Origin of the sequence: Plantibacter lichenum, assembly GCF_050587525.1 — a bacterium.
GTDB lineage: Bacteria > Actinomycetota > Actinomycetes > Actinomycetales > Microbacteriaceae > Plantibacter.
This window is the reverse complement of sequence record NZ_JBOBFT010000016.1, coordinates 57322-83594: the sequence shown is the minus strand read 5'-3', so window position 1 is coordinate 83594 and position 26273 is coordinate 57322. Positions and strand designations below refer to the sequence as shown.

Here is a 26273-nt window from a genome sequence, read left to right as displayed (position 1 = left end):
CGGTGTGATCGACACCTGTGGGGTGTTCAGGTCAGGTTAGGCATGCCTATACTGAAAACGTGAGCTACTTCGCAGATCCCGCTGAATTCGCCGTCGCAGACGCACGTCACGTGCTCCTCGCCGGTGATGCGTCGTCGATCGCGGAAATCGGCGATGTGCTGGGTCTGCTGCCGATCTGTGCACGCGGTCAGGTCTTCGTCGAGGTCGACCATGCCGAGGACGTCCGTACGCTCACCGGTCCCGGTCGCGTCGTCGTCACGTGGCTCGTCCGCGCCGACCGCACGGGGGAGCCCGGGAGCGGTCGTGGTTGTGCATCCGGCCAGGCCGTTTCGCGCGCAGCGCGTGCCTGGGCGAGCGAGATGCTCGACGTCGACGGGCACGAGTCGGCCGATTACCACGTGTGGGTCGGCGGTGGGAGCGCCCACCTGGTCGAGCTCCGCAACGAACTCCGCATGACGCTCGCGAGTTCCGCTGCTGCCAAGCAGCGTCAGGCGTCGTCCGAGCGCGCTTCGCACTGACCCGGCTCCGCTTCCTCGCCGGTCCCTGAGCCTGTCGAAGGGTGGGGCAGTGTGGCAGCGCTTCGACAAGCTCAACGGCCGGTCGTGTGCGGACTCCGGTCCCTGAGCCTGTCGAAGGGTGGGGCAGTGTGGCAGTACCCGACAAGCTCGGTGGCCGGTCGTGTACGGACTCCGGTCCCTGAGCCTGTCGAAGGGTGGGGTCCAGCGTGGCAGTACCTCGACAAGCTCGGTGACCGGCCGAGACGACTACGCCGCGACGGCCGCCCCGAGCTCGCGATCGACCTGCGGCTTGACTTCGGTCGCCAGCAGCTCGATGGAGCGCAGCACCTCGCGCTGCGGCATCCCGGACAGGTCCATCTGGAACGCCTGGCGGTCGTGCTGCAGGTGTCCGTGGAGCGCGATGATCCGATCCGCGATGTCGTTCGGCCCTCCCACGAAGAGCGCGCCGCGTGCTGACGTCTCGTTCTCGAATGCGAGCGGCGTCGGCGTCGGGAAGCCCCGTTCGGCGCTGATCGTGCGCATCGAATCGAGCCAGTAGGGGAGGAAGGTCGACTTGGCCTTCGTCTTGTCGTCCGCGACGAACCCGAATCCGGAGACGGCGACCTTGAGCGCCGCGACATCGTGACCGGCCTGCGCCGCGTGTTTGCGGTAGTGGTCGACGAGAGGCGCGAAACGCTCCGGGAGTCCGCCGATGATCGCGTAGTTCACGGGGAGGCCGAGCTTGCCCGCGCGGGCGGACGATGCCGGGTTCCCGCCCGTCGCTACCCAGATGTCGAGGTGGTCGTTGAGCGGCCGCGGCAGGATCTGCGCATCGGAGAGCGCAGGTCGGAAGTGGCCGGACCACGTGACGCGTTCGTTCCGGTCGATCTCGAGGAGGAGGGCCAGCTTCTCCTCGTAGAGGGCGTCGTAGTCGTTCAGCGTCGCCCCGAAGAGCGGGAACGATTCGATGAACGAGCCGCGTCCGGCGGTGAGTTCCGCGCGTCCGCCGCTCAGGAGGTCGATCGTCGCGAACTGCTGGTACACGCGGACGGGATCCTCGGTGCTGAGGACGGTGACGGCGCTGCCGAGGCGGATGCGTTCGGTGACGGTCGCCGCTGCGGCCAGAACGGTCGCCGGGGCCGAGATCGAGTAGTCGGTGCGGTGGTGCTCGCCGATGCCGAACCAGTCGAGGCCGAGCTCGTCGGCGAGTTTCACGCGCTCGATCGTGTTGCGCAGTTGCTGCGCCGGTGTCGTGCGTTCCCCAGTCACGGGGTCGCGGTGGATGTCTCCGAAGGTGTACACGCCAAGTTCCATACATATGAATACACTCGGCGCTCCGGTTCTATTCCTCGGCCCGCGAGGTGTCACATATGGCCAGTCGGAACGGGGTCGGACGAGCCATATGTGACACCTCGCGGACTTGGAGGCTTAGCTCGGGCGGATGTAGCCGCCGCGCTCGAGTCCGGCCTCGATCTCGAAGCGGTTGCGGAGCGGATCGCGCCCGGAGATCGCGTACATGAGCGGGAACAGCATCCCGTACCGCTGCCACTGCCGCTTGTGCACGGCCTCATGCTGGAGGACCGCCGATGACACGTTCTGGTCGGTCAGGTAGCACGCGCCCACACACGATCCACCGCGCCCGAACGTCCACTTCGGCATGCCGCGGAACACGAAGAGGCCGTCCCGACGCTCGACCGGCCCGGTGCTCCAGATCGATCCCCAGATCAGCCCGACGAGCGTGGCGTACAGGTACCCGAGGCGGCTGATCGGGGTGTCGAGCAGGAACCCGCCGCTCCGGCGAGACCGTGGTGTCGCAGCCTCTGTCACGCCTCGCTCCGGTACGTCTCGAGAAGGCGCAGCCAGATCTCGCTCATGGTCGGATACGAGGGGACGGCGTGCCAGAGACGGCTGAGCGGGACCTCGCCGACGACCGCGATCGTCGCCGCATGGACGAGCTCGGCGACTTCTTGCCCGACGAACGTCGCACCCACGATGACGCCGCGGTCCTCGTCGACGACGATGCGGGCCTTGCCCGCGTACCCGTCGGCCTGCAGGCTGGATCCGGCGACGGACCCGAGCTCGTAGTCGACGACCCGGGTGCGGAGGCCCGCCTTCTCGGCGGCGGCCGCGGTGAGGCCGACGGCCGACACCTCCGGCTCGCTGAAGATGACCTGCGGAACGGCGGCGTGGTCGGCGGTGGCGACGTGGTCGCTCCACGGCGTCGAGACGATCGAGTCGCCGTTCGCGCGGGCGGCGATGACCTTCCCTGCGGCACGCGCCTGGTACTTGCCCTGGTGGGTGAGGAGCGCACGGTGGTTGACGTCGCCGGCCGCATAGAGCCAGTCGAAGCCGTGCACCTGGAGGTGGTCGTCGACGTCGAGCCACGTGCCGGGCTTCACACCGATGCTGTCGAGTCCGAGGTCGTCGGTGCGAGGGGTGCGCCCGGTCGCGACGATGAGTTCCGCGCCCGTGACGGACTCGTCGCCGAGGGTGAGCGTGACGACGCCGTGCTCCCGCGAGACGGCTGTCGGGGTGCCGTGGACGATCGTGACGCCCAGCTCGCGGAGCCCGGCGGACACGAGGTCGCCGACGAACGGCTCCTGGCCGCCCAGCACGCTGCCACGCGCGACGAGCGTGACCGAGGACCCGAGGGCCTGATAGGCGGTCGCCATCTCGGTCGCGACGACACCGCCGCCGAGGATGACGACGCTCTCCGGGATCTGCTCGACGGCGGTCGCCTCACGGCTCGTCCACGGCTGGACATCGGCGATGCCCGGGATGTCCGGCAGCAGCGCCGCGCTGCCCGTGCTCACCGCGACGGCGTGGGTGGCGCGGAGGATGCGGTGTTCGCCGTCCGGCGTCTCGACGGTCACTTCTCGTTCGCCCGTGATGCGGCCGTGTCCGCGGACGAGATCGATGCCGGCGCCCGTCAGCCAGTCGACCTGTCCGGCATCGGACCAGTTGCTCGTGAACGAGTCGCGGCGGGCGAGGACGGCGATGGGGTCGAGCTTCACGTCGGCCGGAACGGCGCCGGCGACGCGCTGAGCGGCGCGGAGGGCCGAGCCGGAACGCAGGAGCGCCTTCGACGGCATGCAGGCCCAGTAGGAGCATTCGCCGCCGACGAGTTCGCTCTCGACGATGACGACGCTCAAACCCTCCCGGTGCGCGTAGTCCGCGACGTTCTCGCCGACGGGGCCGGCTCCAATGACGATGAGGTCGTACGTGGTGCTCATGATTCCTCCGAGTGGTTCTTCGTGTCGGTGTTCGAGGCGTTCTGGTCTGTGGGCTGCCGCTCCGCGGGCTGCTGCTCCGGGGACGGCTGCTCGGCGGGCTGCTGCTCAACAGGTTTCGGTTCACGGGAGAGCGCGCCGATGATGCGCAGGATGGTGCCGAGGTCGTCGCTCGCAGCGGCCGCCGAGGACGGTGCGAAGCCCGTGACCCCGGCTCCCGCGAATCCGAACCGCTGCTTGAGGGCGGTGACGGTCTCGACGAGGCGCGCGAGCGGCACCCCGAACGGCACGCCGGAGCTCACGGCGGTGAGGTCGGACGGGTCGAGGACGTCGAGGTCGACGTGGATGTACACGTGGGTCGCGCCGGTCGATTCGACGGCGGCGACGACCTCGGCCGGTGTGACGGTGTCGGCGTCGACCACCGGCAGCGGCGTTTCGGCGAGGTAGGCGACCTCCGCATCGTCGAGGTCGCGGGCTCCCACGAGGACGAATCGTGACGGGTCGACGGCGGGGGAGGCGACGAGCGGTTCCTCGCCGTCGCCGAGGAGGGCGCGGGCGACCATGCCGCTGAACGCGCCCGTGCGGGATCCGGCGGGCGTGTTGAGATCGCCGTGGGCGTCGAACCAGACGAGGGCGAGCGTCGACTCCGGAGCGGTCCGTGCGATCGCGTGCTGGACCGACGCGAACTCCACACCGCAGTCCCCGCCGATCGTGATGACCGGCCCGTCGACCTGGCCGAGGGCGATGCGCTGCCGTTCCGCCGTCATCGTGAGCGTGCTCAGCCTGCGGATGCCCGTCCCGAGCGATTCGCCGGCCTCGATGGGCACGTCGACGACGGTCGTCGCCGCGCTCGGCAGATCACCGCGGATCGCCTGCGCACCGTCGACGAGCTGCATCGCTCGCGAGGATCCGGATCCCTGCCACTGTGGGACGACGACGAAACTGGTCATGCGGTGCCTTTCAGGTGGTACGAGCGGAGCCTGCCGGCGGACCGGCCTGCTCCCGGGTGGGCTGGTCCGGTGGAGCAGCACAGGGCCCGGCTCCGAGCTGCCGTTGACGGCTTCGGAACCGGACCCTGTCCTGATGGAACGACTCGCGTCAGTTGGATGTTCCCGGCGTGTACTCGGGGCCGGACGCCTCGATGGCCGATGCCGTGGGTGCGGCGGAGACGGCGGGGCTGCCGCCGCCCTTGAGGGCTGCGAGACGGGCTTCGACCTCGGTCAGTTCGCCCAGGTCCTCGAGGTCCTTGAACTGGTTGTCGAGGCTCGAAGCGGCGAGCTCGGACTGGCCGAGGACCTTCGCCTCTTCGCGGCGGATCTTGTCCTCGTAGCGGCTGAGCTCGCTCGTGGGGTCGAGGATGTCGATGCTGCCGACGGCGTCGTTGACCTTCTTCTGCGCTTCGGCGGTCTTCGAACGGGCGACGAGCTCGCTGCGCTTCGACTTCAGCTGCTCGAGCTTCTGCTTCATGCCGTTGAGGCCGCTCTTCAGCTGGTCGACGACCTTGGTCTGCGAAGCGATCTGCGGTTCGGCCTGCTTGGCCTCACCCTCGGAGCTGATCTGACGCTGGAGGGCGACCTTCGCGAGGTTGTCGAACTTGTCGGCGTCGCCCGTGTTCCCGGCCTGGCGGAGTTCGTCGGCCTTGCGGCTCGCGGCGAGGGCCTTCGCGCCCCACTCGGCCGCAGCATCGACGTCTTCCTTGTGGTCCTGCTCCAGGAGGCGCAGATTGCCGATCGTCTCGGCGATGGCGCTCTCGGCGTCGGCGATGCTGTTCGTGTAGTCGCGCACCATCTGGTCGAGCATCTTCTGCGGGTCCTCTGCGGAGTCGAGCAGAGCGTTGATGTTCGCTTTGGTGAGCTGGGCGATGCGTCCGAAGATGGACTGTTTGGCGGTCATGGTGTTTCCTCTCTGAATGCTGCCGAACGGGTTGCTGCGAATCGTGGACGGTGTTCGAAGTGTTGGGGCGGGGCGTGCCGACGCGAAGCGGTCATGGCGTCGATCTCGGTCGCGTGTGCCCGCGCCGGCGCGGCCCGATCGTGCGTGTGTGAACGCATCAGAATCGACCGCCGCCGCGCCTGGACCTGGTGCCGCTGCCGCCGAAGCTGCCCGGGCTGCGCGAGGAGCCGCCGCCACCACTGGAGCGGCCGCCGCCACTGCTTCCGCCGCCGAACATCCCGCCGCCTCCGCCTCCTCCGCCGCCGAGGACGGAGTTGATGAGGATGCCGCCCAGCACGGCGCCGAGGACGCCGTTGTTGCCGCCTCCGCCGTTCGACTGGGTCTGGAACTGGCCGACGTCGGACTGCGCGTACTGCACGGCCTGCGATGCGAGGCTGTTGGCGCGTTGTGCGAGGGCGAGCGCCTGGGCGGGATCGGTCGCGGCGAGGCTCTGGGCCTGCACGAGCGTCCGTCCCGATTCGGCGAGTCGGGTGCGGGCTTCCGCGCCGACCGCTCCTCGACGCGAGGTGATGAAGTCCTCGGCGGCGGAGACCTGCGCCTGCGCCGTCGTGAGCGCCTGTCCGAGGGCTGCCGCTGCACGCTGCTGCTGTTCGATCGCGCTTCGCACGCCCTGCATCGCGCCGTCGATCTGTGTGTTGGCCGCGTCGAGCTGGGCGAGCAGCGGGATCGGATTCGTACGACCGGAGGCGAGCGCCTGACGGACGGCTGCGACGGCCGCGGTGGTCGAGCCGATGACGGGGCCGAGCTGACCGTTCGGGCCCGGTTGGGCTTTCGCTCCGGCGAGGTCGCTGTCGAGCTCGGCGAGTCGCGCGGCGACGGCCTGGTCCGCCGCCGCGAGGTCCGCTTCGACGCGCTTGACGGCGCCGAGGAGGAGAGCGGACTGGTCGAGCGCCTCCTCGGCCGCGCGGATGCCGACCGCCGCGCTGCCGGAATCTCCGGCGGCGAGCTTCGTGCTGGCATCGTTCACCGCCGTGCCGACGAACGCGAGGCGTTCCGTCGCCTGATCCGGATTGTCGACGACCGTTGCGAACGCGTCGGGGGAGTAGCGGGTCGCGAGCGAGGCGACGGTGTCGCGGGCGGCTTGCACGGACGGACCTGCGGCGGCGGCGCGAGCGCGCATCTCCTCGACCGCCGCGGGCGCGTTCTTCTCCAGTGCGCGGAGCTCATCGAACGATGCGGCCTGCTCGTCGAGCGAGTGGTTCGCCCGCTCGCACAGACGGATGATCTGGATGTTCCACGCCCGCGTGTCGGCTTCCGTGTCCGGCTCGGCGTCGTCGAGGCGCTGCTTGAGGGCGAACGCCTGCGACAGGTCCGCTTTCGCCTGGTCGAGCGCTTTCGTGAAGTCGACGGTCGACGCCTCGCCGTACGAAGCGGTCGCGAAGCCCAGCTCCTCCTCGCTCGTGCGGACGGCGTCATCGGTCTGGACGAGTGCACTCCCCGCCTGCCTGCTGAGATCCTCGATGGGGAGTGAAGCGAGCGGATCGACCGCCTGGCCGCCCTTCGCGCCGCCCTTGGCGCCGCCCGCGACAGCGCCCTTCCTGCGCCTGCGTGCCACGAGGAACATCACGAAGGCGATGGCCGCGACGGCGATGAGGATCCAGAAGATCACCCAACCGGCGCCTCCGCCCCCACCGGAACCCCCCGCGCTCACCGTGCCGCCGCCGGCAGCCGTGGCGAGGCCTGTGGCGGCCGCGACGCCGGCACCGGCCCAGTCGTCGTTCTGCAGGGCGGGGAGGATGAGCTGCTGTTCGATGGCGCCCAGCTGGTCACCCGTGACGGGACCGTTCGAATCGCCGGACAGGTACATCTGCCGACCGTCGGTCGCGATCGCGAGCAGGTACTGGGTGGGACCCAGCCCGTTGTCCGAGGCCGTCTGGTTGGCCCAGCCCTCGGCATCGGACGGGTTCGTGAACGTCGGGACGTAGACGACCCACAGATCGATCTTCTTGTCGCTCGACAGCTTCGCGGACGCCTGCTCGACCTGCGACAGCTCCGAGGAGGAGAGGACGGACGAATCGTCCACGACGCGGCTGCCGCCGAGCTGGACGGGGTCTGCCGCGAAGGCGGCGACGCCGGATCCGCCGACGAGGAGTGCGACGCACAGCGCCCAGATCGATACTGCCCATCGCGCCCGCATCGGCCCACCTCTTCATATCAGCCTGTGGTTCACCCCGAGTCTAGGGTGACGGGTTGGCATTCTCTACAGGAAGCACTCAGCTGATGTCCGGCTGGCGGCGGTGCCGCCGATGGGTGAGAGAGAGGGGCCGCGGCGAGGGCGGACGAGGGGTCGGCAACGCGCCGAACGGCATCGATTCGTTCTCGGTCGTCTGGCCTCCTCGGCGTCTCCGCGTGTGCCCGCGTGTGCTCGCCTGTGCCGCGATGGTGCGGGAGCAGATGTACGAGTGAGCGTGCGACGCCGTGTGTGACGGCGTGTGTGACAGCCTGTTACGCCCGTGCTGGCCTTCTCACGCGGGGCGTCGGAGACTGGATGCAGCGATCGGAAGGGTCGTGGCATCGATCGTCCGGGACGGTCACGGAATCGGGGGAGGCGCGACATGCAGGGACACGTCTCTCCGCTCCTCGCCCTCGTCGAAGTCACCCGGTTCCGCGAGGACGACCAGGCCTACCACGACTACGTGCAGGTGCTCGTCGGCCGCACGATCGCCGCCGCTGAGCGTGCCGGATGGCGCGTCAGCCGTCTCGCCGCCGCCGACCTCGGCGAGGAGACCCTCCTCTCCGCCACGGAATCCGCCTCGGCCATCGTCATCATGGGCGGTGCCGACATCGATCCGATCCACTACGGCGGCCGATCCGGCTACCGCGGCGAGGGACAGCACTTCGAGCGGGCCGATGTCGCGCAGCTCGCCCTCGCGCGTCGTGCGGTCGAGCGCCAGACGCCGCTTCTCGGCATCTGCCGCGGACACCAGATCATCAACGTCGCGCTCGGCGGGACGCTCGTGCAGGACCTCGGCGAGCACACGACGCACCGCAATGAGGGCGTCCCGGTCGACCAGATCATGACGTCGCACTCCGTCGAGCTGTCGCCCACGAGCGCGCTCGCGTTCCGGCTCGGCCACCGCACCGTTCAGGTGCAGAGCGCTCATCACCAGTCGGTGGATCGTCTCGGCGCCGGCCTCCGTGCCGTCGGGTGGTCGTCGGACGGCACGATCGAGGCGATCGAGCACGAGACGCTGCCGATCACCGGGGTGCAGTGGCACCCGGAGGACCCAGGCACGACCGATGAGCAGCTCTCGCTCCTCCTCGGCGGCCTTGCGCGTGAGGCCGAGCGCGCCGCAGCCTGACCCTCCTCCTGGTTTGCACAATTCAGGAACATCTGCACAATTCAGGATGATCCGGGCCGACTCGCCGATGCATTGTCCTGCATTCCGGAAATCCTCCTGAATTGTGCAAAGCCCGGGGCGGGTAACGTTGGAGGGTGACTGAAGACAGGTACGGATCCGATGTGCTCGCCGGCGACTGGCGGAAGAAGAATCGGGTCGTCGCCCGCGAAGTCGAAGCCGTGAACGATCTCGTCATCGAGGAGCTCGGCGGATTCTGCGGCGCGGTCACCAGGGTCGAGGCCAAGATGGTCGAACTCGAGGACTACCGCGGCAAACGTCGCGTCTTCCCGCTCGGCACCGGGTTCCTGCTCGAAGGCCAGCCGATCATCCTCATCGCACCGAAGGCCGCGAGACAGGGCCGTGCGCGCACCGCATCCGGCTCATTCGCCGTCGAGACGAAGGCACGGGTCGCCCGCGCGAGTCGCATCTTCGTCGAAGGCCGTCACGATGCCGAACTCGTCGAACGGGTGTGGGGTGACGACCTGCGCGTTGAGGGCGTGGTCGTCGAATACCTGGCGGGTGTCGATCATCTCGACGCCGCGCTGGCGGAGTTCAAGCCGGGCCCGAATCGCCGGGTCGGTGTGCTGGTCGACCACCTCGTGAAGGGTTCGAAGGAGCAGCGGATCGCCGATGCGGTGATGTCGGGACCGAACGGCTCCAACGTGCTGATCGTCGGTCACCCGTACGTCGACGTCTGGCAGGCTGTGAAGCCCGCACGTGTCGGCCTGCGTGAGTGGCCGACCATCCCGCGATCCATCGAGTGGAAGCACGGCATCTGCCAGGCGCTCGGCTGGCCGCACGACTCGCAGGCAGACATCGCCCGCGCGTGGCAGCGCATCCTCGGTCAGGTGCGGAGCTTCAACGACCTGGAGCCGGAGCTCCTCGGCAAGGTGGAGCACCTCATCGACTTCACGACCGCCCCCGCCTGACCCGCCGCCCCCCCCCGACTGCCCGCCCGCCCGGACGTCGGAGGAGCACGCACAATTCAGGAACGGATGCAGAATTCAGGACGATCGACCGGCGTGTCGCGGCAGATCATCCTGAATTGTGCGGATGTCCCTGAATTGTGCAACCCCCAGGTGGGACGGGACAGCGCAGCGACTAGAGACGCCCGAGGGCCTGCTCGAGGACATCGGCGGCGTCGTGCAGGAGCGCGTCGGACATGACCGCGCTCGGCAGGAGGCGCAGGACCGAGTCCCACGAGCCGGCGTCGAGCGCGAGCACACCCTGCGAGATCGAGGAGTCGATGATCGACGCGAGCGCCGTGGGGTGCGGCTGCTTGGTCCCCGGCACGACGAGTTCGATGCCCGCCATCGCGCCGATGATGCGCACGTCGCCGATGACGTCGAAACGGTCCGCCCAGTCGCCGATGCGCGCACGCAGCGTCGCCTCGACCCGACGGGCCTCGCCCAGGATGTCGTTCTGCTCGATGAAGTCGAACGTCGCGAGCGCGGCGGCCGTCGAGACGGGGTTGCCGCCGAAGGTGCCGCCGATGCCACCGGGCTGCACGGCGTCCATGATCTCGGCGCGGCCCGTGACGGCTGACAGCGGGAAGCCGCCCGCGATGCCCTTGGCCGTGGTGATGAGGTCGGGGACGACGCCGTGGTGCTCGATCGAGTACCACGCGCCCGTGCGGCCGATGCCGGCCTGGATCTCATCGGCGACGAAGACGATGCCGTTCTCCGTGCACCACTCGCTGATGCGCTTGAAGTAGCCGGGCGCAGGGATGACGATGCCACCGTCGCCGAGGACGGGTTCTGCGAAGAATGCTGCGACCTCTGTCGCGCCGATGTGCCGTTCGATGTAGTCGATCGTGACGGCTGCCGCTTCGTCGCCGGTCAGGCCGTCGCGGAAGGGGTAGGAGAGGGGGACGCTGTAGATCTCGCCGGGGAACGGGCCGAAGCCGAGGCGCTCGGGGGCGGGGCGGTAGGTCATCGCCATGGTGAGGTTCGTGCGGCCGTGGAAGGCGTGGTCGAGGGCGACGATGGCGCGGCGCCCCGTGTACTTCTTGGCGATCTTGACGGCGTTCTCGACCGCTTCGGCGCCGGAGTTGAGGAGGATCGAGTGCTTCTCGAAGTCGCCGGGGGTGATCTCGGCGAGCTTCTCGGCCACGCGCAGGTAGTTCTCGTACGGCGTGACGGTGAAGAGGGTGTGGGTGAGCTTCTGGGCTTGGGCGGCCGCCGCGGCGGCGACCTCCGGGTTGGCGTGGCCGATCGTCGTGACGCCGATGCCGGTGCCGAGGTCGATGATCTGGTTGCCGTCGACATCGACGAGGATGCCTCCGGAGCCGTGGTCCATCCAGACGGGGGCCAGGTTGCCGGCCCCTCGGGAGACGGCCTTCCGGCGCCGCTCGGTGAGAGCGAGCGATTTCGGGCCGGGGATGGCCGTGACGAGCTTGCGTTCCTGGGGCACACTGTATTCGAGGGTCACCGTCCCAGCGTATCGGCCCTCGGTGGGGAGGTCCTGAGTGCGGGGAGGCGATCAGGATCACGTCGCCGACACCTGTCGGTTGCCCTCCGTTCACCAGCGGTCCACCCGGCGAATCTAGCGTTGAACCGGATTCACGGGCCCGTTGGACGGGACCCCGGAGTCCACCTGAGGACACCACGCGCGACACCTGGCACGGCGATGATTGGGGACACGTGAGCGAGACCGGTCACGAGAGCGATGCGGTGGCCGAGGCCGCCGGGCACGATGCTGACGTCGAGAACTCGGCCACGACGCCGGGCCTGCTCCTCGGAAGCACTCGCACGCCGCCGGAGCGCACGCTGCTCGACATCCTGCGGGAGATGGTCGCGAAGCATCCGGAGGCCTCAGCTCTGGAGGACGCAGCCGGTTCGCTCAGCTACCGCGAGCTGATGGCGCGAGCCAACGCGGTCGCGACGTCGCTCGTCACGGCCGGCATCGGTCGCGGGGATCGGGTGGGCGTGCGGATCGGGTCCGGGACGCGGGAGCTGTACCTCGCGATCCTCGGGATCCTCGCGGCGGGCGCCGCGTACGTGCCGGTCGATGCGGACGATCCGGAGGAGCGGGCCAGCCTCGTGTTCGGGGAGGCGGACGTCGCAGCCGTCATCACGGACGGCGGGAGGCTCGATGTGCGGCCTCGGGCGGGCACGGACACGAACGAGACGGCGAGCACGAGCACGTTTGCACACGCGACGGCCACCACCACGGCCGCCGCGAACATCGCACAGGCCACCCCGGTCCCCACCGTCTTCAGCGCGCGCGCCCCGCACCCGAGCACCAGCGCGAACCCGATCGTCGCCCAGCCGACCCCGGACGACGACGCCTGGATCATCTTCACCTCCGGCTCGACGGGGACGCCGAAGGGGGTCGCGGTCTCGCATCGGTCCGCCGCCGCGTTCGTCGATGCCGAAGCACGCCTGTTCCTGCAGGACGAGCCGATCGGCCCCGGCGACCGGGTGCTGGCGGGGCTGTCGGTCGCGTTCGACGCGTCGTGCGAGGAGATGTGGCTCGCGTGGGGTCACGGGGCGTGCCTCGTCCCAGCCCCTCGATCGCTCGTCCGGAGCGGCATGGACCTCGGTCCGTGGCTCGTCGCGCGCGGCATCACGATCGTCTCGACGGTTCCGACCCTCGCCGCGATGTGGCCGCCGGAGTCACTCGAGAACATCCGCATGCTCATCTTCGGCGGTGAGGCGTGCCCGCCGGAGCTCGCTGCGAGGCTCGCGGTCGACGGCCGAGAGGTCTGGAACACCTACGGACCGACCGAGGCGACGGTCGTCGCGTGCGGTGCGCTCCTCACGGGGGAGTCGCCCGTGCGCATCGGACTGCCGCTCGACGGGTGGGATCTCGCGGTCGTCGATGCCGAGGGCAGGCCGGTCGGCGAGGGCGAGGTGGGCGAGCTCATCATCGGCGGGGTGGGCCTCGCTCGCTATCTCGATCCGGCGAAGGACGCGGAGAAGTACGCGCCGATGCCGAGCCTCGGCTGGGCGCGCGCGTACCGGAGCGGTGACCTCGTCCGCTTCGAGTCGGCCGGCCTCGTCTTTCAGGGCCGCGCGGACGATCAGGTCAAGATCGGCGGTCGTCGTGTCGAGCTCGGGGAGATCGAAGCGGCGCTGCAGGCGCTCGCCGGAGTGTCCGGGGCGGCGGCTGCCGTGCAGAAGACGACGGCGGGCAACCCCGTCCTCGTCGGCTACCTCGCCGTGGGCGATCCGGACGCGTTCGACCTGGACGTCGCGCTCGCGAGCCTCCGCGAGGAGCTCCCGGCGCCGCTCGTCCCCCTCCTCGCCGTCGTCCCTGAACTGCCGACGCGCACCTCGGGCAAGGTCGACCGGGCGGCGCTCCCGTGGCCCCTCCCGCGCGCGGGAGGTCGGGGCGGGACGGGCGGCGCGGACGGCGCACCCTCCTCGCAGCTGAGCGGGACGGCCGCCTGGCTCGGCGAGCAGTGGACGGCCGTGCTCGGCGTCACGGTCACCGAGGAGTCCGATAACTTCTTCGACCTCGGCGGCGGCAGCCTCGCGGCCGCGCAACTCGTCTCGCTCATCCGCACGAAGGACCCCGAGTTCACGGTCGCTGACATCTACGGGCACCCGCGCCTCGGCGCGATGGCGGCCGAACTGGAAGGCCGCCATCCGGAACGTCGGAGCAACACGGGAGCCGCGCGTCCCACGGTCCCCACCCCTGTCGGCACGCAGTGGGCGCAGACGCTCCTCGGCATCCCCCTCTTCATCCTCGTCGGGCTCCGTTGGCTCACCTACCTCGTCGCGGGCGCGCGGGTGCTCGACCTCGTCGTCGACGTCCCGTACCTCCCGATCATCTCGTGGTGGTGGATCCTCGCGGCGTTCGTCCTCTTCATCACGCCGATCGGGCGGATGGGGATCGCGGTCGTGGCATCCCGGCTCCTCCTCGCGGGCGTGGAACCGGGGGACCACCCGCGCGGCGGGTCGGTGCACGTGCGCTTGTGGCTTGCGGAGCGCATCGCCGATTCCGTCGGTGCGGTGAGCCTCGCCGGCGCACCCTGGATCTCCACGTATGCGCGCGCTCTGGGGGCGAAGATCGGCCGCGACGTCGACCTGCACAGCGTGCCCCCGATCACGGGCTTCCTGACGATCGGCTCCCGCGCCTCGATCGAACCGGAGGTGGACCTCCGCGGCTACTGGGTGGACGGCGACGTCCTGCGACTCGGAGCGATCCACATCGGTGCGGGGGCGACGGTCGGCGCTCGCAGCACCCTCCTCGCCGGCACTCGCATCGGCAAGCACGCGGAGATCGCATCCGGCTCGTCCGTCTTCGGCCGCGTCCCCTCCGGACATCTGTGGTCCGGTTCGCCCGCCGTGCGTGTCGGCAAGGCGAAGCCCGTCTGGCCGGACGAGCGTCCGCCGCGGAAGCGTCGTTGGTTGTTCGCGTACGGCGCGGGATCCGCTGCGCTGTCCCTCATCCCCTTCCTCGCATTCGCGCTCGGGGCGGTCGTCATCGCCGCGGGAGCCTCCGGTGCGCCGACGCTCCTCGAGTTCACGATGCGCGGACTCGCGTGGGTGCCCGTCGCCACCCTCGTCTGGTTCGTGGTCCTCGCCCTCCTGACGATCCTCCTCGTCCGCCTCCTCGGGCTCGGGCTCAGCGAGGGCTTCTTCCCCGTGCGGAGTCGCGTCGGCTGGCAGGTCTGGGCGACCGAACGGCTCCTCGACTCCTCGCGCACGCTCCTCTTCCCGCTCTACGCGAGCCTCATCACGCCCGTGTGGCTGCGAGCGCTGGGTGCGAAGGTCGGTCGGAACGTGGAGGCGTCGACCGTGCTCCTCCTCCCGAAGATGACGACGGTGGGCGATGGCGCGTTCCTTGCCGACGACACGATGATCGCCTCCTACGAACTCGGCGGCGGCTGGATCCGCATCGCCAACGCCTCCGTCGGCAAGCGTGCCTTCCTCGGCAACTCCGGGATGGCGGGGCCCGGCACGAACGTGCCGAAGAACGGGCTCGTGGCCGTGCTCTCCGCGGCGCCCCGCAAAGCGAAGTCAGGCTCCTCCTGGCTCGGCAGCCCGCCCATGCGGCTCCGACGCCAGGTGGCGGAGACCGACGACGATCGCACGTTCAAGCCGCTGAAGCGCCTCCGCGTCGCCCGCGCACTGTGGGAGCTCGGACGCCTCGTCCCCGTCATGGTGACGACGGGCATCGGGCTCCTCGTGCTGCTCGCGCTCGCGTGGCTCGCCGACATGTTCGGCCTTGGCTGGTCGATCGTGCTGAGCGGTGCGGTCGTGCTGGCGGCCGGCGCCGTCGCAGCGATCGTCACCACCATCGCGAAATGGGTGATCGTGGGTCGCATCCACGTCGGCGAGCATCCGCTGTGGTCGTCGTTCATCTGGCGGAACGAGGTCTCCGACACCTTCGTCGAGATGGTCGCGGCGCCCTGGTTCGCGGTCCCGGCGACGGGCACGCCGGCACTCGTCTGGTGGCTGCGGTCCCTCGGCGCGCGCATCGGCAAGGGCGTCTGGTGCGAGACGTACTGGCTGCCGGAAGCCGACCTCGTCGCACTCGGCGACGGAGCGACGGTCAACCGGGGGTGCGTTGTGCAGACACACTTGTTCCATGATCGAATCATGAGCATGGACGAAGTCGAACTCCGGACCGGCGCGACCCTCGGCCCGCACAGCGTGATCCTGCCCGGCGCCCGGATCGACGCCGACGCGACCGTCGGACCCGTGTCCCTCGTGATGCGCGGCGAGACCGTGCCGACGGGCAGCCGGTGGAGCGGGAACCCGATCGGCCCGTGGCGGGACGTCACGGTCGCCGAGTACCGCACGCTGGCGGCGGGCGCATGACGCCCACGCGCGGTGGGCTTCCGCAGAGTCGGCCGGTGATCGACCCGTACACGCCGTCGAGCGGCCAGGACGGCTACCGGACCGAGCACATCGACCTCGACCTCGCCTACGACGTGGACCGGAACGGCCTGCGGGGGACGGCGACGCTCCGCGCCGTCGCGACGGAAGCCCTCGACCGGTTCTCGCTCGACCTCATCGGCATGCGCGTCGCGAAGGTCACGGTCGACGGGACGTCCGCGGCACGGGTGACCCACTCGAACGGCAAGCTCACCATCACGCCGCGTCGCGCGATCATCGACGGCGCGACCTTCACGGTCGTCGTCCGCTACGGCGGTGCGCCGAAGCCCACCCGCAGCCGGTGGGGGGACATCGGCTGGGAGGAACTCGAGGACGGCGTCATCGTCGCCTCGCAGCCCTCCGGCGCGGGCACCTGGTATCCGTGCAACGACCGCCCGGACGACAAGGCGAGCTACCGCGTGAGCATCACGACGGGGTCCTCGTACGCCGTCATCGCGCCCGGACGACTCGTGTCGCGAGTCCAGAAGTCGTCGACGACCACATGGGTGTACGAAGAGCCGGCGCCGACCGCGAGCTACCTCGCGACCGTGCAGATCGGCCGGTACAGCCGACTCGTCGTGGGAGACCCCGCAGCGAGCGGCGGGGTGCCGGTCGTCGCGCACCTGCCGGAGGAGCTGGCCACCGAGTTCCGACACGACTTCGCCGACCAGGCCCGCATGATCGAGGTCTTCGCGTCGCGCTTCGGCCCGTATCCGTTCGCCGAGTACGGCATCGTCGTGACCGATGACGAACTCGAGATCCCGCTCGAAGCACAGGGGCTCTCGATCTTCGGCCGCAACCACGTCGACGGCCACGGCGGCTCCGAACGGCTCATCGCGCACGAACTGGCCCACCAGTGGTTCGGGAACAGCGTCACGTCCGCCAGATGGCAGGACATCTGGTTGCACGAGGGGTTCGCCTGCTACGCCGAATGGGTGTGGTCGGAGGCGTCGGGAGGCCAGAGCGCCGATGCATGCGCGAAGGCGCACCACCGGCAGCTGGCGCACGCGCCGCAGGACCTCCTCCTCGCGGATCCGGGGCCTGAGCTGATGTTCGACGACCGTGTGTACAAGCGCGGTGCGATCACGCTGCACGCCGTCCGGCTGCTGCTCGGCGACGAGGCCTTCTTCGAGCTCCTGCACACCTGGACGAGCCGGCACCGTCACGGCTCGGTGCGCACGGCGGACTTCACGGCGCTCGCCGCTGAGGTCGCCGGTCCTGCCGATGCGGCGGCGCTCGACGAGCTCTTCGCCGCCTGGCTGTTCGACACGGCGCTGCCGGCCTTCCCGCGTCGCTGAGCCTGCGCCCGGTCCCTGGGGGCACTTCGACAAGCTCAGTGACCGGTCGTCCGGTCCCTGAACGCCCCGGTCCCTGAGCCTGTCGAAGGGTCCCGATCGCGCATAACTCCTTCGATCCGACCCGTCGCTCCGGGCAGAAGCCCGGAATTCCGCGGATCGGTCCCGAGCGATGTCGAAATCGAAGGAGTTATGACGGTGGGGCGAGGGGTGCGACGACGGCGATGCTCACCGCGAGCCCCTCGGCGAGCCCGATGTCCTGCAGCGTGATCGTCGCAGCATCGACACCCGGCACCCTCAGCACGCGCGGCTCGTCCCCGTCGCGACCAGGCGTCGTGACCTCGATCGTCGCCGGATCCAACCGCAGCCCGGGCCCCAACGCCTTCACGACCGCTTCCTTGCGCGTCCAGAAGTGTGCGAGCGCGCCGATCCGGTCCTCCTCGGGCAGCGTCAGCCAGTCCTCCCGCTCCGCCGCCGAGAGCGCGACATCCTCCACTCCGGCGAACCGCGACGCATCGAGCTGTTCGACGTCGATGCCGACGGCGCCGTCGAGCGAGGCGGTGGCGGCTGTGGCGACGGGGGAGTGGCTGAGTGAGAGGTGGACTCGTCGTCCGTCCTCCGTCGTCGCTTCCGGCTTGCCGTGCTCCCGGCCGCAGTCGGGGCAGGCGGCGGAGATGCGGACGGCTGCCGGTTCCACTCCGAGGAGTTCCGCAGCGGTCGCGCGGAGCAGCGCCCGGCCCAGCAGGAACCGCCGGCGATCGGAGGTCGAGGCGAGGCGAGCGTGCTCCGCATCGCTCAGGGCGAGGACGGCGAGGCCCTCGTCGAAGACGTCGTCGCGCGGGTCGACCCAACGGAGCGAGACGCTCGGTGCGGAGCGTGCCGAATCGTTCGGTGCGTCGGATGCCATGCGTCCAGTATCCCGAAGACGGGCCGGTGATGCAGGCGGTGCTGTGGTGCCCTCGACTGGATTCGAACCAGCGACTTCTTCCTCCGGAGGGAAGCGCTCTTCCGCTGAGCTACGAAGGCGGACACCATCAAGTTACCAGAGTTGCGCCGTCGATCGGTACGGCAGGAGGACTTCGGCCGGATGGCGGGACGGATCCCGGGATCGGTCGTGCCGCCCGGCGGAAGTCGTCCTGTGGTGCGCCGATGCCGTGTTCCCCTGTGGACAGCGGGCGCGCACCCCAGTGCCCGCCCGGTAGAATCGTTCCCCGTGACTCCTGAAGACCTCGCCAAAGCCCTGTTCGACATCGTCCTCCCCATCGCGGAACGACGACGCCAGGCCGCCGGCATCGAGGACGAGTTCACGCTGAGCCCCGCCGACGTCGTGCTGGAGCGCCCCAAGAACCGTGATCACGGCGACTGGGCGTGCAACATCGCCATGAAGCTCGCGAAGCGCGTCGGGTCCAACCCGCGCGAGCTCGCGCAGGAACTCGTCGAGGCGCTCGTCGGCATCGACGGGGTCTCCTCCGCGGAGGTCGCGGGTCCCGGCTTCATCAACATCCGCCTCGACGCAGCTGCCGCCGGTGCGCTCGCGAAGACGATCGTCGACGCCGGCCCGGAGTTCGGCCGCAACGAGTCGCAGGCGGGCGCCTCCATCAACCTCGAGTTCGTCTCGGCCAACCCCACGGGACCGCTCCACATCGGCCACACCCGCTGGGCGGCGCTCGGTGACTCGATCGCGCGGATCCTCAAGGCTTCCGGCGCGACCGTGGCGAGCGAGTACTACATCAACGACGCCGGCAACCAGATGGACACCTTCGCGGCGTCGATCCTCGCGGCGGCCAAGGGTGAGCCCACTCCGGAGGGCGGCTACCCCGGCGCGTACATCACCGAACTCGCCGAGCGCGTCCTCGCCGAGGTCCCCGACCTCCTGGACCGCCCGGACGACGAAGCATCCGCGATCGCTCGCGAGCGCGCGTACGAACTGCAGCTCGGCGAGATCAAGGCATCGCTCAGCCGCTTCAACGTCGAGTTCGACGTCTGGTTCAGCGAGCGCACCCTCCACGCGGAGGGCCCTGACGGCACGAGCTTCATCGACCAGGCCGTCGACCGCCTGCGCGAACAGGGCCACGTGTACGACGACGAGGGCGCCGTGTGGGTGCGCACGACCGATTTCGGCGACGACAAGGACCGCGTCATCCGTCGTGGCAACGGCGTCTTCACCTACTTCGCCGCCGATGCCGCGTACTACCTGAACAAGGGCGACCGCGGCTTCCAGCACAAGATCTACCTGCTGGGCGCCGACCACCACGGTTACGTGCACCGTCTGCGCGCCCTCGCCGGTGCGGCCGGCGACGACCCGAACCGCGACATCGAGGTGCTCATCGGCCAGCTGGTGAGTGTCAACGGCGCCCGGCTGTCCAAGCGCGCCGGCAACATCATCGAGATGAACGACCTGCAGGAGTGGATCGGTACCGACGCGCTCCGCTACTCGCTCGCGCGCTACCCCGCCGACTCGCCGCTCGCGCTCGACCCGGAGCAGTTGCGCAGCCGCACGAACGACAACCCCGTCTTCTACGTGCAGTACGCGCACGCCCGGACGAGTTCCGTGGGGCGCAACGCCGCCGCATCGGGTGTCGACCGCAGCGCGTTCGCTCCCGAACTGCTCGAGCACGAGACCGAATCCGCGCTCCTCGGTGCGCTGCAGGAGTTCCCGCGCATCGTGGCCCAATCGGCCGAGCTGCGCGAACCGCACCGCATCGCCCGTCACCTCGAGGAGATCGCGAGCCTCTACCACCGCTGGTACGACAACTGCCGTGTCGTGCCGATGGGCGAGGAGCCGGTCACGGACCTCCACCGCACGCGTCTGTGGCTGAACGACGCGACCGGTGTGGTCATCCGCAACGGTCTCGACCTCCTCGGCGTCTCCGCTCCGGAGCGCATGTAGCGCCGGAGCTCCGCCGACGCGTCAGCGCATGTAACGATCCGATCCCGGTCGCCGCGATCCCTGAACGTCCCCAAACCTCCGTTTTCGTGCAATACGCCCGTTTTCGAGGGCACTTCTTGCACGAAAACGGAGGTTTGGGCGGTTGACGGGCCCTCGAACGGGGGAGGTCGCGGGGATACGCTGGAGCGATGACGACCCAGGCCCCAGGCACGACCGTGACAGCACCCCGTCGACGCCCCTGGTTGCCGCTCGTCATCGTCATCGTCCTCGGCGTCCTCGTGGTGCTGGTCGCGCTCTTCTTCCTCGCGGACACGATCGTCCGCGGCGTCGCCCAGCAGCGCGTGCAGTCGGAGATCGAACAGCACCTCCCGTCGAACGTGCGCGCGGACGTCGACGTCTCGATCGGTGGCGCGTCCGTCATCGCCCAATACCTCACGGGTTCGTTCGAGGAGGTCCGCCTGTCGGCGCCGAAGACGACGGTCGACGGTATCCCGTTGAACGTCGAGGTCACGGCGAAGGGGGTCCCCGTCGACCAGACGAAGACGATCCAGGACGTCCGGGCCACGATCGCGCTCGATGCGACGGCGACTCAGCAGGTCGCGAACGCGGCAGGACTGTCCGGGACGATCACCCTCGGAACCGATGCGATCGGCTACGCGGACGAGTTGCGGGTCCTCGGTCTCACGGTCCCGTACGACTTCGAGGTGCAGCCGACGGCCTCCGCAGATCGTGTGACCCTCACGCCGACGTCGGTCAACGTGGACACGGGCGCGTTCGGCGTCGTCGACCTGAGCGGCGCGGCCACGGCACTGCTGCAGAACGACCCGCCGAGCATCTGCGTCGCGCAGTACCTCCCGAAGGGCACGGTGCTCGATGAGCTCGTGGTCACGCCGTCGAGGGCGACGGCGAAGCTGTCCTCCGCGAGCCTCCGTCTCGACGCCGCCTCGCTGCAGGACCTCGGCACCTGCTCCTGAGGCTGTCCGTCTCGTGGCGCTGGCGGTCGGATGCCGGATCGAGCCGCTCTGTGACGTCCTCGATTCGGCTCCACGGCCGGTGATCAGTAGACTCTGACGCACACCCGCCGCATGATCCGGCGGTGACGTCTGCGGTTCACCAGCGGCTGTCCGGTGCGTGTCCACAGATGCTCAGCGGTCCCGCGGAAGCTTCCTGTTTCCGTGAATCGCGACACTCATACGGTGCTTCAGGGGCCAAACCGGGTCCGCTCGCCCAACGAGACCTCCTCATCCGACTCTTCAGGACTCAGGACACCCCGTGGCCAGAAATCCCCTCGCCCCCGGTTGGCTCGTCGAGCCGACCGATGCCAATGACATCGATCCGGCCGTCTGGCCGCGCGGTGCCGCTCGCACCGACGCCGGTGTGCTCACGATCGGCGGTGTCGACGCCGAGAGCCTCCGTGACCGCTTCGGCACGCCGCTCTACGTGGTCGACGAGACCGATGTGCGCTCCCGCGCCCGCGACGTGCGTGAAGCTTTCGACCGCGAGACCGCGAAGCACGGCACGACCGCGACCGTCTACTACGCGGGCAAAGCGCTCCTGTCCACGGAGGTCGCCCGCTGGGTGAGCGCCGAGGGTCTCCGCATCGACGTCTGCAGCGGAGGCGAGCTCGCCGTCGCGCTGGCTGCCGGGGTCGATGCCGCGAAGCTCGGCTTCCACGGCAACAACAAGTCGCTCGCCGAGATCGCACGTGCCGTCGAGGTGGGCGTCGGGGCGATCGTCATCGACAGCCTCGTCGAGATCGAGCGCGTCGCCGAGGCCGCTGAGCGTGCCGGACGCGTCCAGTCCGTCCGCCTGCGCGTCAACAGCGGTGTGCACGCCCACACCCACGAGTTCCTCGCCACGGCGCACGAGGACCAGAAGTTCGGTCTCCCCCTCGAAGGCGCGGCCGATGCCGTCGACGCGATCCGCGGCCACGCGAGCCTCAGCTTCCTCGGCCTCCACTGCCACATCGGTTCGCAGATCTTCGGCGCTGAGGGCTTCGCGGAGTCCGCGGCCCGTCTCCTCGCCGTGCACGCGCGTCTGCTGGGCGGCGGCCCGGTCCCCGAGCTCAACCTCGGCGGCGGCTTCGGCATCGCCTACACCTCGGTCGACACCCCGACTCCGATCGACGAGCTCGCCGCGGCGATCGTCGACGGCGTCGCGGCGGCGGCGGCCGAGCACGGCGTGCCGATCCCGGCGCTCGCCTTCGAGCCCGGCCGCGTCATCGTCGGCGGCGCGGGGGTCACGCTCTACGAGGTCGGCACGATCAAGGACGTCACCGTCTCGCTGCCCGACGGCGGCACTGCGCCCCGCCGGTACGTGAGCGTCGACGGCGGCATGAGCGACAACGCGCGTCCCTCCCTCTATGGGGCCGACTACGCCGTGCGCATCGCGAACCGCACGAGCGATGCCGAACCGGCCCTCGTGCGCATCGCAGGCAAGCACTGCGAAGCGGGCGACATCGTCGTGAATGCGGATTACCTGCCCTCCGACGTCCGTGCCGGGGACCTGCTCGCCGTGCCTGCGACCGGCGCCTACTGCTGGTCGCTGGCGAGCAACTACAACTACCTCGGTCGTCCGCCGATCGTCGCCGTGCGCGACGGATCGGCCCGCGTCATCGTGCGCGGCGAGACCGAACACGACCTCTTGAGCCGCGACGCCGGATTGGACAGCGAATGATCGAGTACCGAGGACTGAAGATCGCGCTGCTCGGCGCGGGATCGGTCGGATCGCAGGTGGCACGGCTCCTCCTGGAGCACGCGGACGAGTTGGCCGCTCGTGCCGGGGCGAGCCTCGAGCTGATCGGCATCGCCGTGCGCGACGTCGACGCGAAGCGCGACGTCGAGCTGCCCCAGGAGCTGTACACGATGGACGCCGAGCAGCTCATCGTGAGCGCCGACATCGTGATCGAGCTCATGGGCGGCATCGAGCCGGCCAAGACGCTCATCCTGCAGGCGATCAACGCCGGGGCCGATGTCGTGACGGCCAACAAGGCGCTCCTCGCGAACCACGGACCCGAGCTCTTCGAGGCCGCGGAGCAGGTCGGCGCGCAGCTGTACTACGAAGCCGCCGTCGCCGCCGCGATCCCGATCATCCGTCCGCTGCGCGACAGCCTCGCCGGCGATCGGATCAACCGTATCCTCGGCATCGTCAACGGCAGCACGAACTACATCCTCGACCGCATGGACCGCTTCGGCGACACGATGGAGGACGCCGCGGCGATCGCGAGCCAGCTCGGCTACCTCGAAGCGGACCCCACGCTCGACGTCGAGGGCTACGACGCCGCTCAGAAGGCGACGATCCTCGCGAGCCTCGCCTTCCACACGACCGTTCCGGTGGACGCCGTGCACCGCGAGGGCATCATGAGCGTGACGAAGGCGCAGGTCGACTCGGCGCGTGCGGAGGGCTACGTCATCAAGCTCCTCGCGATCGCCGAGCGCATCGTCGATCCCGAGACCGGTGCGGAGGGCCTCTCCGCCCGCGTGTACCCGGCGCTCATCAGCCGTGAGCACCCGCTCGCCGCGGTCCACGGCGGCAACAACGCCGTCTTCGTTGAAGCGGAGAACGCCGGCAGCCTCATGTTCTACGGCGCAGGCGCCGGCGGCAAGGAGACGGCTTCCGCAGTGCTCGGCGACGTCGTCTCCGCAGCCCGACGACACGTCGCGGGCGGACCCGGTGTGGGGGAGTCGACGCACGCGGACCTGCCCGTGCTGGACATCGGCAAGGTCTCCACGCGGTACCAGATCACGCTCGAGGTCGTCGACCAGCCCGGTGTCCTCGCCGGCATCGCCGGCGTCCTGAGCGACGGCGACGTGTCCGTCGAAACCGTCCAGCAGTCCGTGGCGTCGACCGACGGCACGAAATCGACCGCTACCCTGGTCATAGGCACCCACAGAGCTCTCGAATCGGCCCTCGCGGCCACGGTCGAGCAGCTCGCCGCCCATGACCACGTCGAGGCAGTGGTGTCAGTCCTACGAGTTGAAGGAGCCGAATAGTGGCCAAGCAGTGGCGTGGAGTTCTCCGTGAATACGCGGATCGTCTCGATGTGACGGATGCGACCCCCGTGATCACCCTCGGCGAGGGCGGCACGCCCCTCCTCCCGGCTCCGGCGCTCTCCGCGCGCACGGGCGCGAAGGTGTGGGTCAAGTTCGAAGGCATGAACCCGACCGGATCCTTCAAGGACCGCGGCATGACGATGGCCGTCTCGAAGGCCGTCGAGCACGGTGCGAAGGCGATCATCTGCGCCTCGACCGGCAACACCTCGGCCTCGGCCGCCGCCTACGCGGCGCACGCCGGCATCACCGCCGCCGTCCTCGTTCCAGAGGGCAAGATCGCGATGGGCAAGCTCAGCCAGGCCGTCGCCCACAACGGTCAGCTGATCCAGGTGCAGGGCAACTTCGACGACTGCCTCGAGATCGCTCGCGAGCTCGCCGAGCACTACCCGGTCCACCTCGTCAACTCGGTCAACAACGACCGCATCGAGGGCCAGAAGACCGCCGCGTTCGAAATCGTCGAGGTCCTCGAGGATGCTCCCGACTTCCACTTCATCCCGATCGGCAACGCCGGCAACTACACGGCGTACACTCGCGGCTTCACGGAGGAGCTCGAGCGAGGCGTCACGACGAAGCTCCCGCGCATGTTCGGTTTCCAGGCCGCTGGCAGCGCCCCCATCGTCCACGGTGAGGTCGTCAAGAACCCCGACACGATCGCCTCCGCGATCCGTATCGGCAACCCCGCTTCATGGGAGCTCGCACTCGAGGCCCGCACCCGCACGAACGGCTACTTCGGCGCCATCGAGGACACCAAGATCCTCGAAGCGCAGCGCATCCTGTCCTCCGAGGTCGGCATCTTCGTCGAGCCAGCGTCCGCGATCAGCGTGGCGGGCCTCCTCGAGCGCGCCGCCGCCGGCGAGATCCCGGCCGGTTCGACCGTGACCCTCACGGTGACGGGCCACGGCCTCAAGGACCCGCAGTGGGGCCTCCGTCTCGAGGACGGCACGCAGGCCGAGCCGACGATCGTCTCCGCCGAGACCTCCGCGGTCGCGGACGTGCTCGGCCTGAAGGCGCAGGCATGACGCTCGTCGGTCGCAGCGTCACCGTCAAGGTGCCTGCGACCTCGGCAAACCTGGGTCCCGGCTTCGACACGCTCGGCCTCGCGCTCGCGCAGTACGACGAGCTGACCGTCACGGTCCGCGAGGCGCCTGGCGTGTTCGTCGACGTCATCGGCGTCGGTGCGGGCGAGGTCCCGACGGACGAGAGCAATCTCGTCATCACGGCCATCGCGCACGCGTTCACCGACGTCGGCCGCGAATTGCCCGGCCTCGACGTCATCGCGCGCAACACGATCCCGCACGGCCGTGGCCTCGGCTCGTCCGGCGCGGCCATCGTCTCCGGCATCATGGCGGCCAAGGGCCTCCTCGAAGGCGAGGTCGAACTCACCTCCGACGACCTCCTGCGCCTCGCGACCGAGATGGAAGGGCACCCGGACAACGTGGCGCCCGCCCTCTTCGGCGGCCTCACGATCGCCTGGACCACGGAGACCGGCCCGCAGCACAAGAAGCTCATCGTGCACCGGGGCGTCTCGCCGCTCGTGCTCGTGCCGGAGCACACGATGTCGACGCAGCTCGCGCGCAGCCTGCAGCCGGCCAACGTGCCGCACGCCGACGCCGCGTTCAACGTATCCCGTTCGGCGCTGCTCGTCGCGGCGCTCACCCAGAGCCCTGAGCTCCTGCTCGCAGCGACAGAGGACCGACTCCACCAGAGCTACCGCGCGGCGGCCATGCCGGAGACCAACTCGCTCATCACGCTCCTCCGGGAACACGGCTTCGCGGCCGTCGTCTCCGGTGCGGGACCCTCGATCCTCGTCCTCGCGGACGACCCGGGACAGCGTCTCGCAGCGGCTGCACTCGTAGCCGAACACGCCACGACGCCGTGGCAGGCGCTCCTGCTCGCGGTGGACTTCAAGGGTGCTACAGTAGGGGTGCACCCGGCCCATCCCGTCGCTACGACGTAACCGGCTTCCGGGGCAATTCTGCACATTCATCGCTTTCGCACCAGTTGATCGCGTCTGTGTGGTTCCCGATTCGAGTGATTCCTCTGCTGAGACAAAGCGATTCCTCAGCTGAGACAACTCGACGGGACTTCCGCACAGGCTCTGCGTCGTGTGAACATCATCCACTCGGCGCACAACTCCGGGGCGCGAGCCGCCCGTGACGACAACAGCTCTGTTTCGTCATGAGGG

General features: G+C 69.6%; 19 protein-coding genes and 1 tRNA gene. 11 read left to right on the top strand and 9 right to left on the bottom strand.

The annotated features are described in order from the left end of the window. The first annotated feature begins 59 nt into the window (after window positions 1–59). A complete protein-coding gene (locus ACQ3HB_RS18440) occupies window positions 60–518 on the top strand; it encodes an SIP domain-containing protein (protein ID WP_430922056.1) in 459 nt (152 codons plus the stop codon). A gap of 246 nt (window positions 519–764) precedes the next feature. Here the strand turns inward: ACQ3HB_RS18440 and ACQ3HB_RS18435 are convergent, their stop codons facing one another. The 6 genes from ACQ3HB_RS18435 to ACQ3HB_RS18410 form a co-directional block, all read right to left on the bottom strand. Further along, window positions 765–1799, bottom strand: a complete 1035-nt coding sequence (locus ACQ3HB_RS18435) for an LLM class flavin-dependent oxidoreductase (RefSeq protein ID WP_430922054.1) — start codon at window positions 1797–1799, stop codon at window positions 765–767. Window positions 1800–1925: 126 nt separating this feature from the next. Next, window positions 1926–2324, bottom strand: coding sequence for a Fe-S oxidoreductase (locus tag ACQ3HB_RS18430; protein WP_430922052.1), 399 nt, complete (start codon window positions 2322–2324; stop codon window positions 1926–1928). Next, entirely contained in the window at window positions 2321–3730 is a 1410-nt protein-coding gene (locus ACQ3HB_RS18425; protein WP_430922050.1) for a dihydrolipoyl dehydrogenase family protein, read from the bottom strand. Before ACQ3HB_RS18425 ends, ACQ3HB_RS18430 begins: the two co-directional genes overlap by 4 nt. After that, complete coding sequence (locus tag ACQ3HB_RS18420) at window positions 3727–4677, bottom strand: arginase family protein (protein ID WP_430922048.1); 951 nt, start codon at window positions 4675–4677, stop codon at window positions 3727–3729. The genes ACQ3HB_RS18425 and ACQ3HB_RS18420 overlap by 4 nt, the downstream gene beginning before the upstream one ends. Window positions 4678–4825: 148 nt before the next feature. After that, window positions 4826–5620 (bottom strand): PspA/IM30 family protein, encoded by a 795-nt coding sequence (locus ACQ3HB_RS18415; RefSeq protein ID WP_430922047.1) that lies wholly within the window; start codon window positions 5618–5620, stop codon window positions 4826–4828. Window positions 5621–5777: 157 nt separating this feature from the next. Beyond that, the gene (locus ACQ3HB_RS18410) at window positions 5778–7817 is read right to left on the bottom strand and encodes a TPM domain-containing protein (RefSeq protein WP_430922045.1); all 2040 of its coding nucleotides are present in this window, start codon (window positions 7815–7817) and stop codon (window positions 5778–5780) included. 418 nt (window positions 7818–8235) lie between these two features. Between ACQ3HB_RS18410 and ACQ3HB_RS18405 the strand changes: the two genes are divergently transcribed. Both ACQ3HB_RS18405 and ACQ3HB_RS18400 read left to right on the top strand, forming a co-directional pair. Beyond that, window positions 8236–8982 (top strand): gamma-glutamyl-gamma-aminobutyrate hydrolase family protein, encoded by a 747-nt coding sequence (locus ACQ3HB_RS18405; protein WP_430922043.1) that lies wholly within the window; start codon window positions 8236–8238, stop codon window positions 8980–8982. Between the two features lie 134 nt (window positions 8983–9116). Continuing rightward, a complete protein-coding gene (locus ACQ3HB_RS18400; RefSeq protein WP_430922041.1) occupies window positions 9117–9950 on the top strand; it encodes a DUF3097 domain-containing protein in 834 nt (277 codons plus the stop codon). A 172-nt stretch (window positions 9951–10122) separates the two neighbouring features. Here the strand turns inward: ACQ3HB_RS18400 and ACQ3HB_RS18395 are convergent, their stop codons facing one another. Next, a complete protein-coding gene (locus tag ACQ3HB_RS18395; protein WP_430922040.1) occupies window positions 10123–11451 on the bottom strand; it encodes an aminotransferase class III-fold pyridoxal phosphate-dependent enzyme in 1329 nt (442 codons plus the stop codon). Between the two features lie 359 nt (window positions 11452–11810). Between ACQ3HB_RS18395 and ACQ3HB_RS18390 the strand changes: the two genes are divergently transcribed. Together ACQ3HB_RS18390 and ACQ3HB_RS18385 are read left to right on the top strand one after the other, a co-directional pair. Continuing rightward, entirely contained in the window at window positions 11811–15794 is a 3984-nt protein-coding gene (locus ACQ3HB_RS18390; protein ID WP_430922108.1) for a Pls/PosA family non-ribosomal peptide synthetase, read from the top strand. 35 nt (window positions 15795–15829) lie between these two features. Beyond that, window positions 15830–17149 (top strand): M1 family metallopeptidase, encoded by a 1320-nt coding sequence (locus tag ACQ3HB_RS18385; protein WP_430922038.1) that lies wholly within the window; start codon window positions 15830–15832, stop codon window positions 17147–17149. A gap of 187 nt (window positions 17150–17336) precedes the next feature. On the opposite strand, the gene ACQ3HB_RS18380 is transcribed toward ACQ3HB_RS18385, so the two are convergent. Both ACQ3HB_RS18380 and ACQ3HB_RS18375 read right to left on the bottom strand, forming a co-directional pair. Continuing rightward, window positions 17337–18053, bottom strand: coding sequence for a 4'-phosphopantetheinyl transferase family protein (locus ACQ3HB_RS18380; RefSeq protein ID WP_430922036.1), 717 nt, complete (start codon window positions 18051–18053; stop codon window positions 17337–17339). A 44-nt stretch (window positions 18054–18097) separates the two neighbouring features. Beyond that, window positions 18098–18172: transfer RNA gene (locus ACQ3HB_RS18375), tRNA-Arg, on the bottom strand. A 187-nt stretch (window positions 18173–18359) separates the two neighbouring features. On the opposite strand from ACQ3HB_RS18375, the gene argS reads away from it, so the two are divergent. From argS to thrB, 6 genes are all read left to right on the top strand, one after another. Then, entirely contained in the window at window positions 18360–20036 is a 1677-nt protein-coding gene (gene argS / locus ACQ3HB_RS18370) for an arginine--tRNA ligase (protein ID WP_430922034.1), read from the top strand. Window positions 20037–20224: 188 nt separating this feature from the next. Then, entirely contained in the window at window positions 20225–21010 is a 786-nt protein-coding gene (locus tag ACQ3HB_RS18365; RefSeq protein ID WP_430922032.1) for an LmeA family phospholipid-binding protein, read from the top strand. Window positions 21011–21308: 298 nt separating this feature from the next. Continuing rightward, window positions 21309–22712, top strand: a complete 1404-nt coding sequence (lysA, locus tag ACQ3HB_RS18360; protein ID WP_430922030.1) for a diaminopimelate decarboxylase — start codon at window positions 21309–21311, stop codon at window positions 22710–22712. Continuing rightward, window positions 22709–24028 (top strand): homoserine dehydrogenase, encoded by a 1320-nt coding sequence (locus ACQ3HB_RS18355; RefSeq protein WP_430922028.1) that lies wholly within the window; start codon window positions 22709–22711, stop codon window positions 24026–24028. Before lysA ends, ACQ3HB_RS18355 begins: the two co-directional genes overlap by 4 nt. Further along, on the top strand, window positions 24028–25107 hold the full coding sequence (thrC, locus tag ACQ3HB_RS18350; RefSeq protein ID WP_430922026.1) for a threonine synthase: 1080 nt from the start codon (window positions 24028–24030) through the stop codon (window positions 25105–25107). The genes ACQ3HB_RS18355 and thrC overlap by 1 nt, the downstream gene beginning before the upstream one ends. Next, the gene (gene thrB, locus ACQ3HB_RS18345; RefSeq protein ID WP_430922025.1) at window positions 25104–26045 is read left to right on the top strand and encodes a homoserine kinase; all 942 of its coding nucleotides are present in this window, start codon (window positions 25104–25106) and stop codon (window positions 26043–26045) included. Before thrC ends, thrB begins: the two co-directional genes overlap by 4 nt. The last annotated feature ends 228 nt before the right edge of the window (window positions 26046–26273 follow it).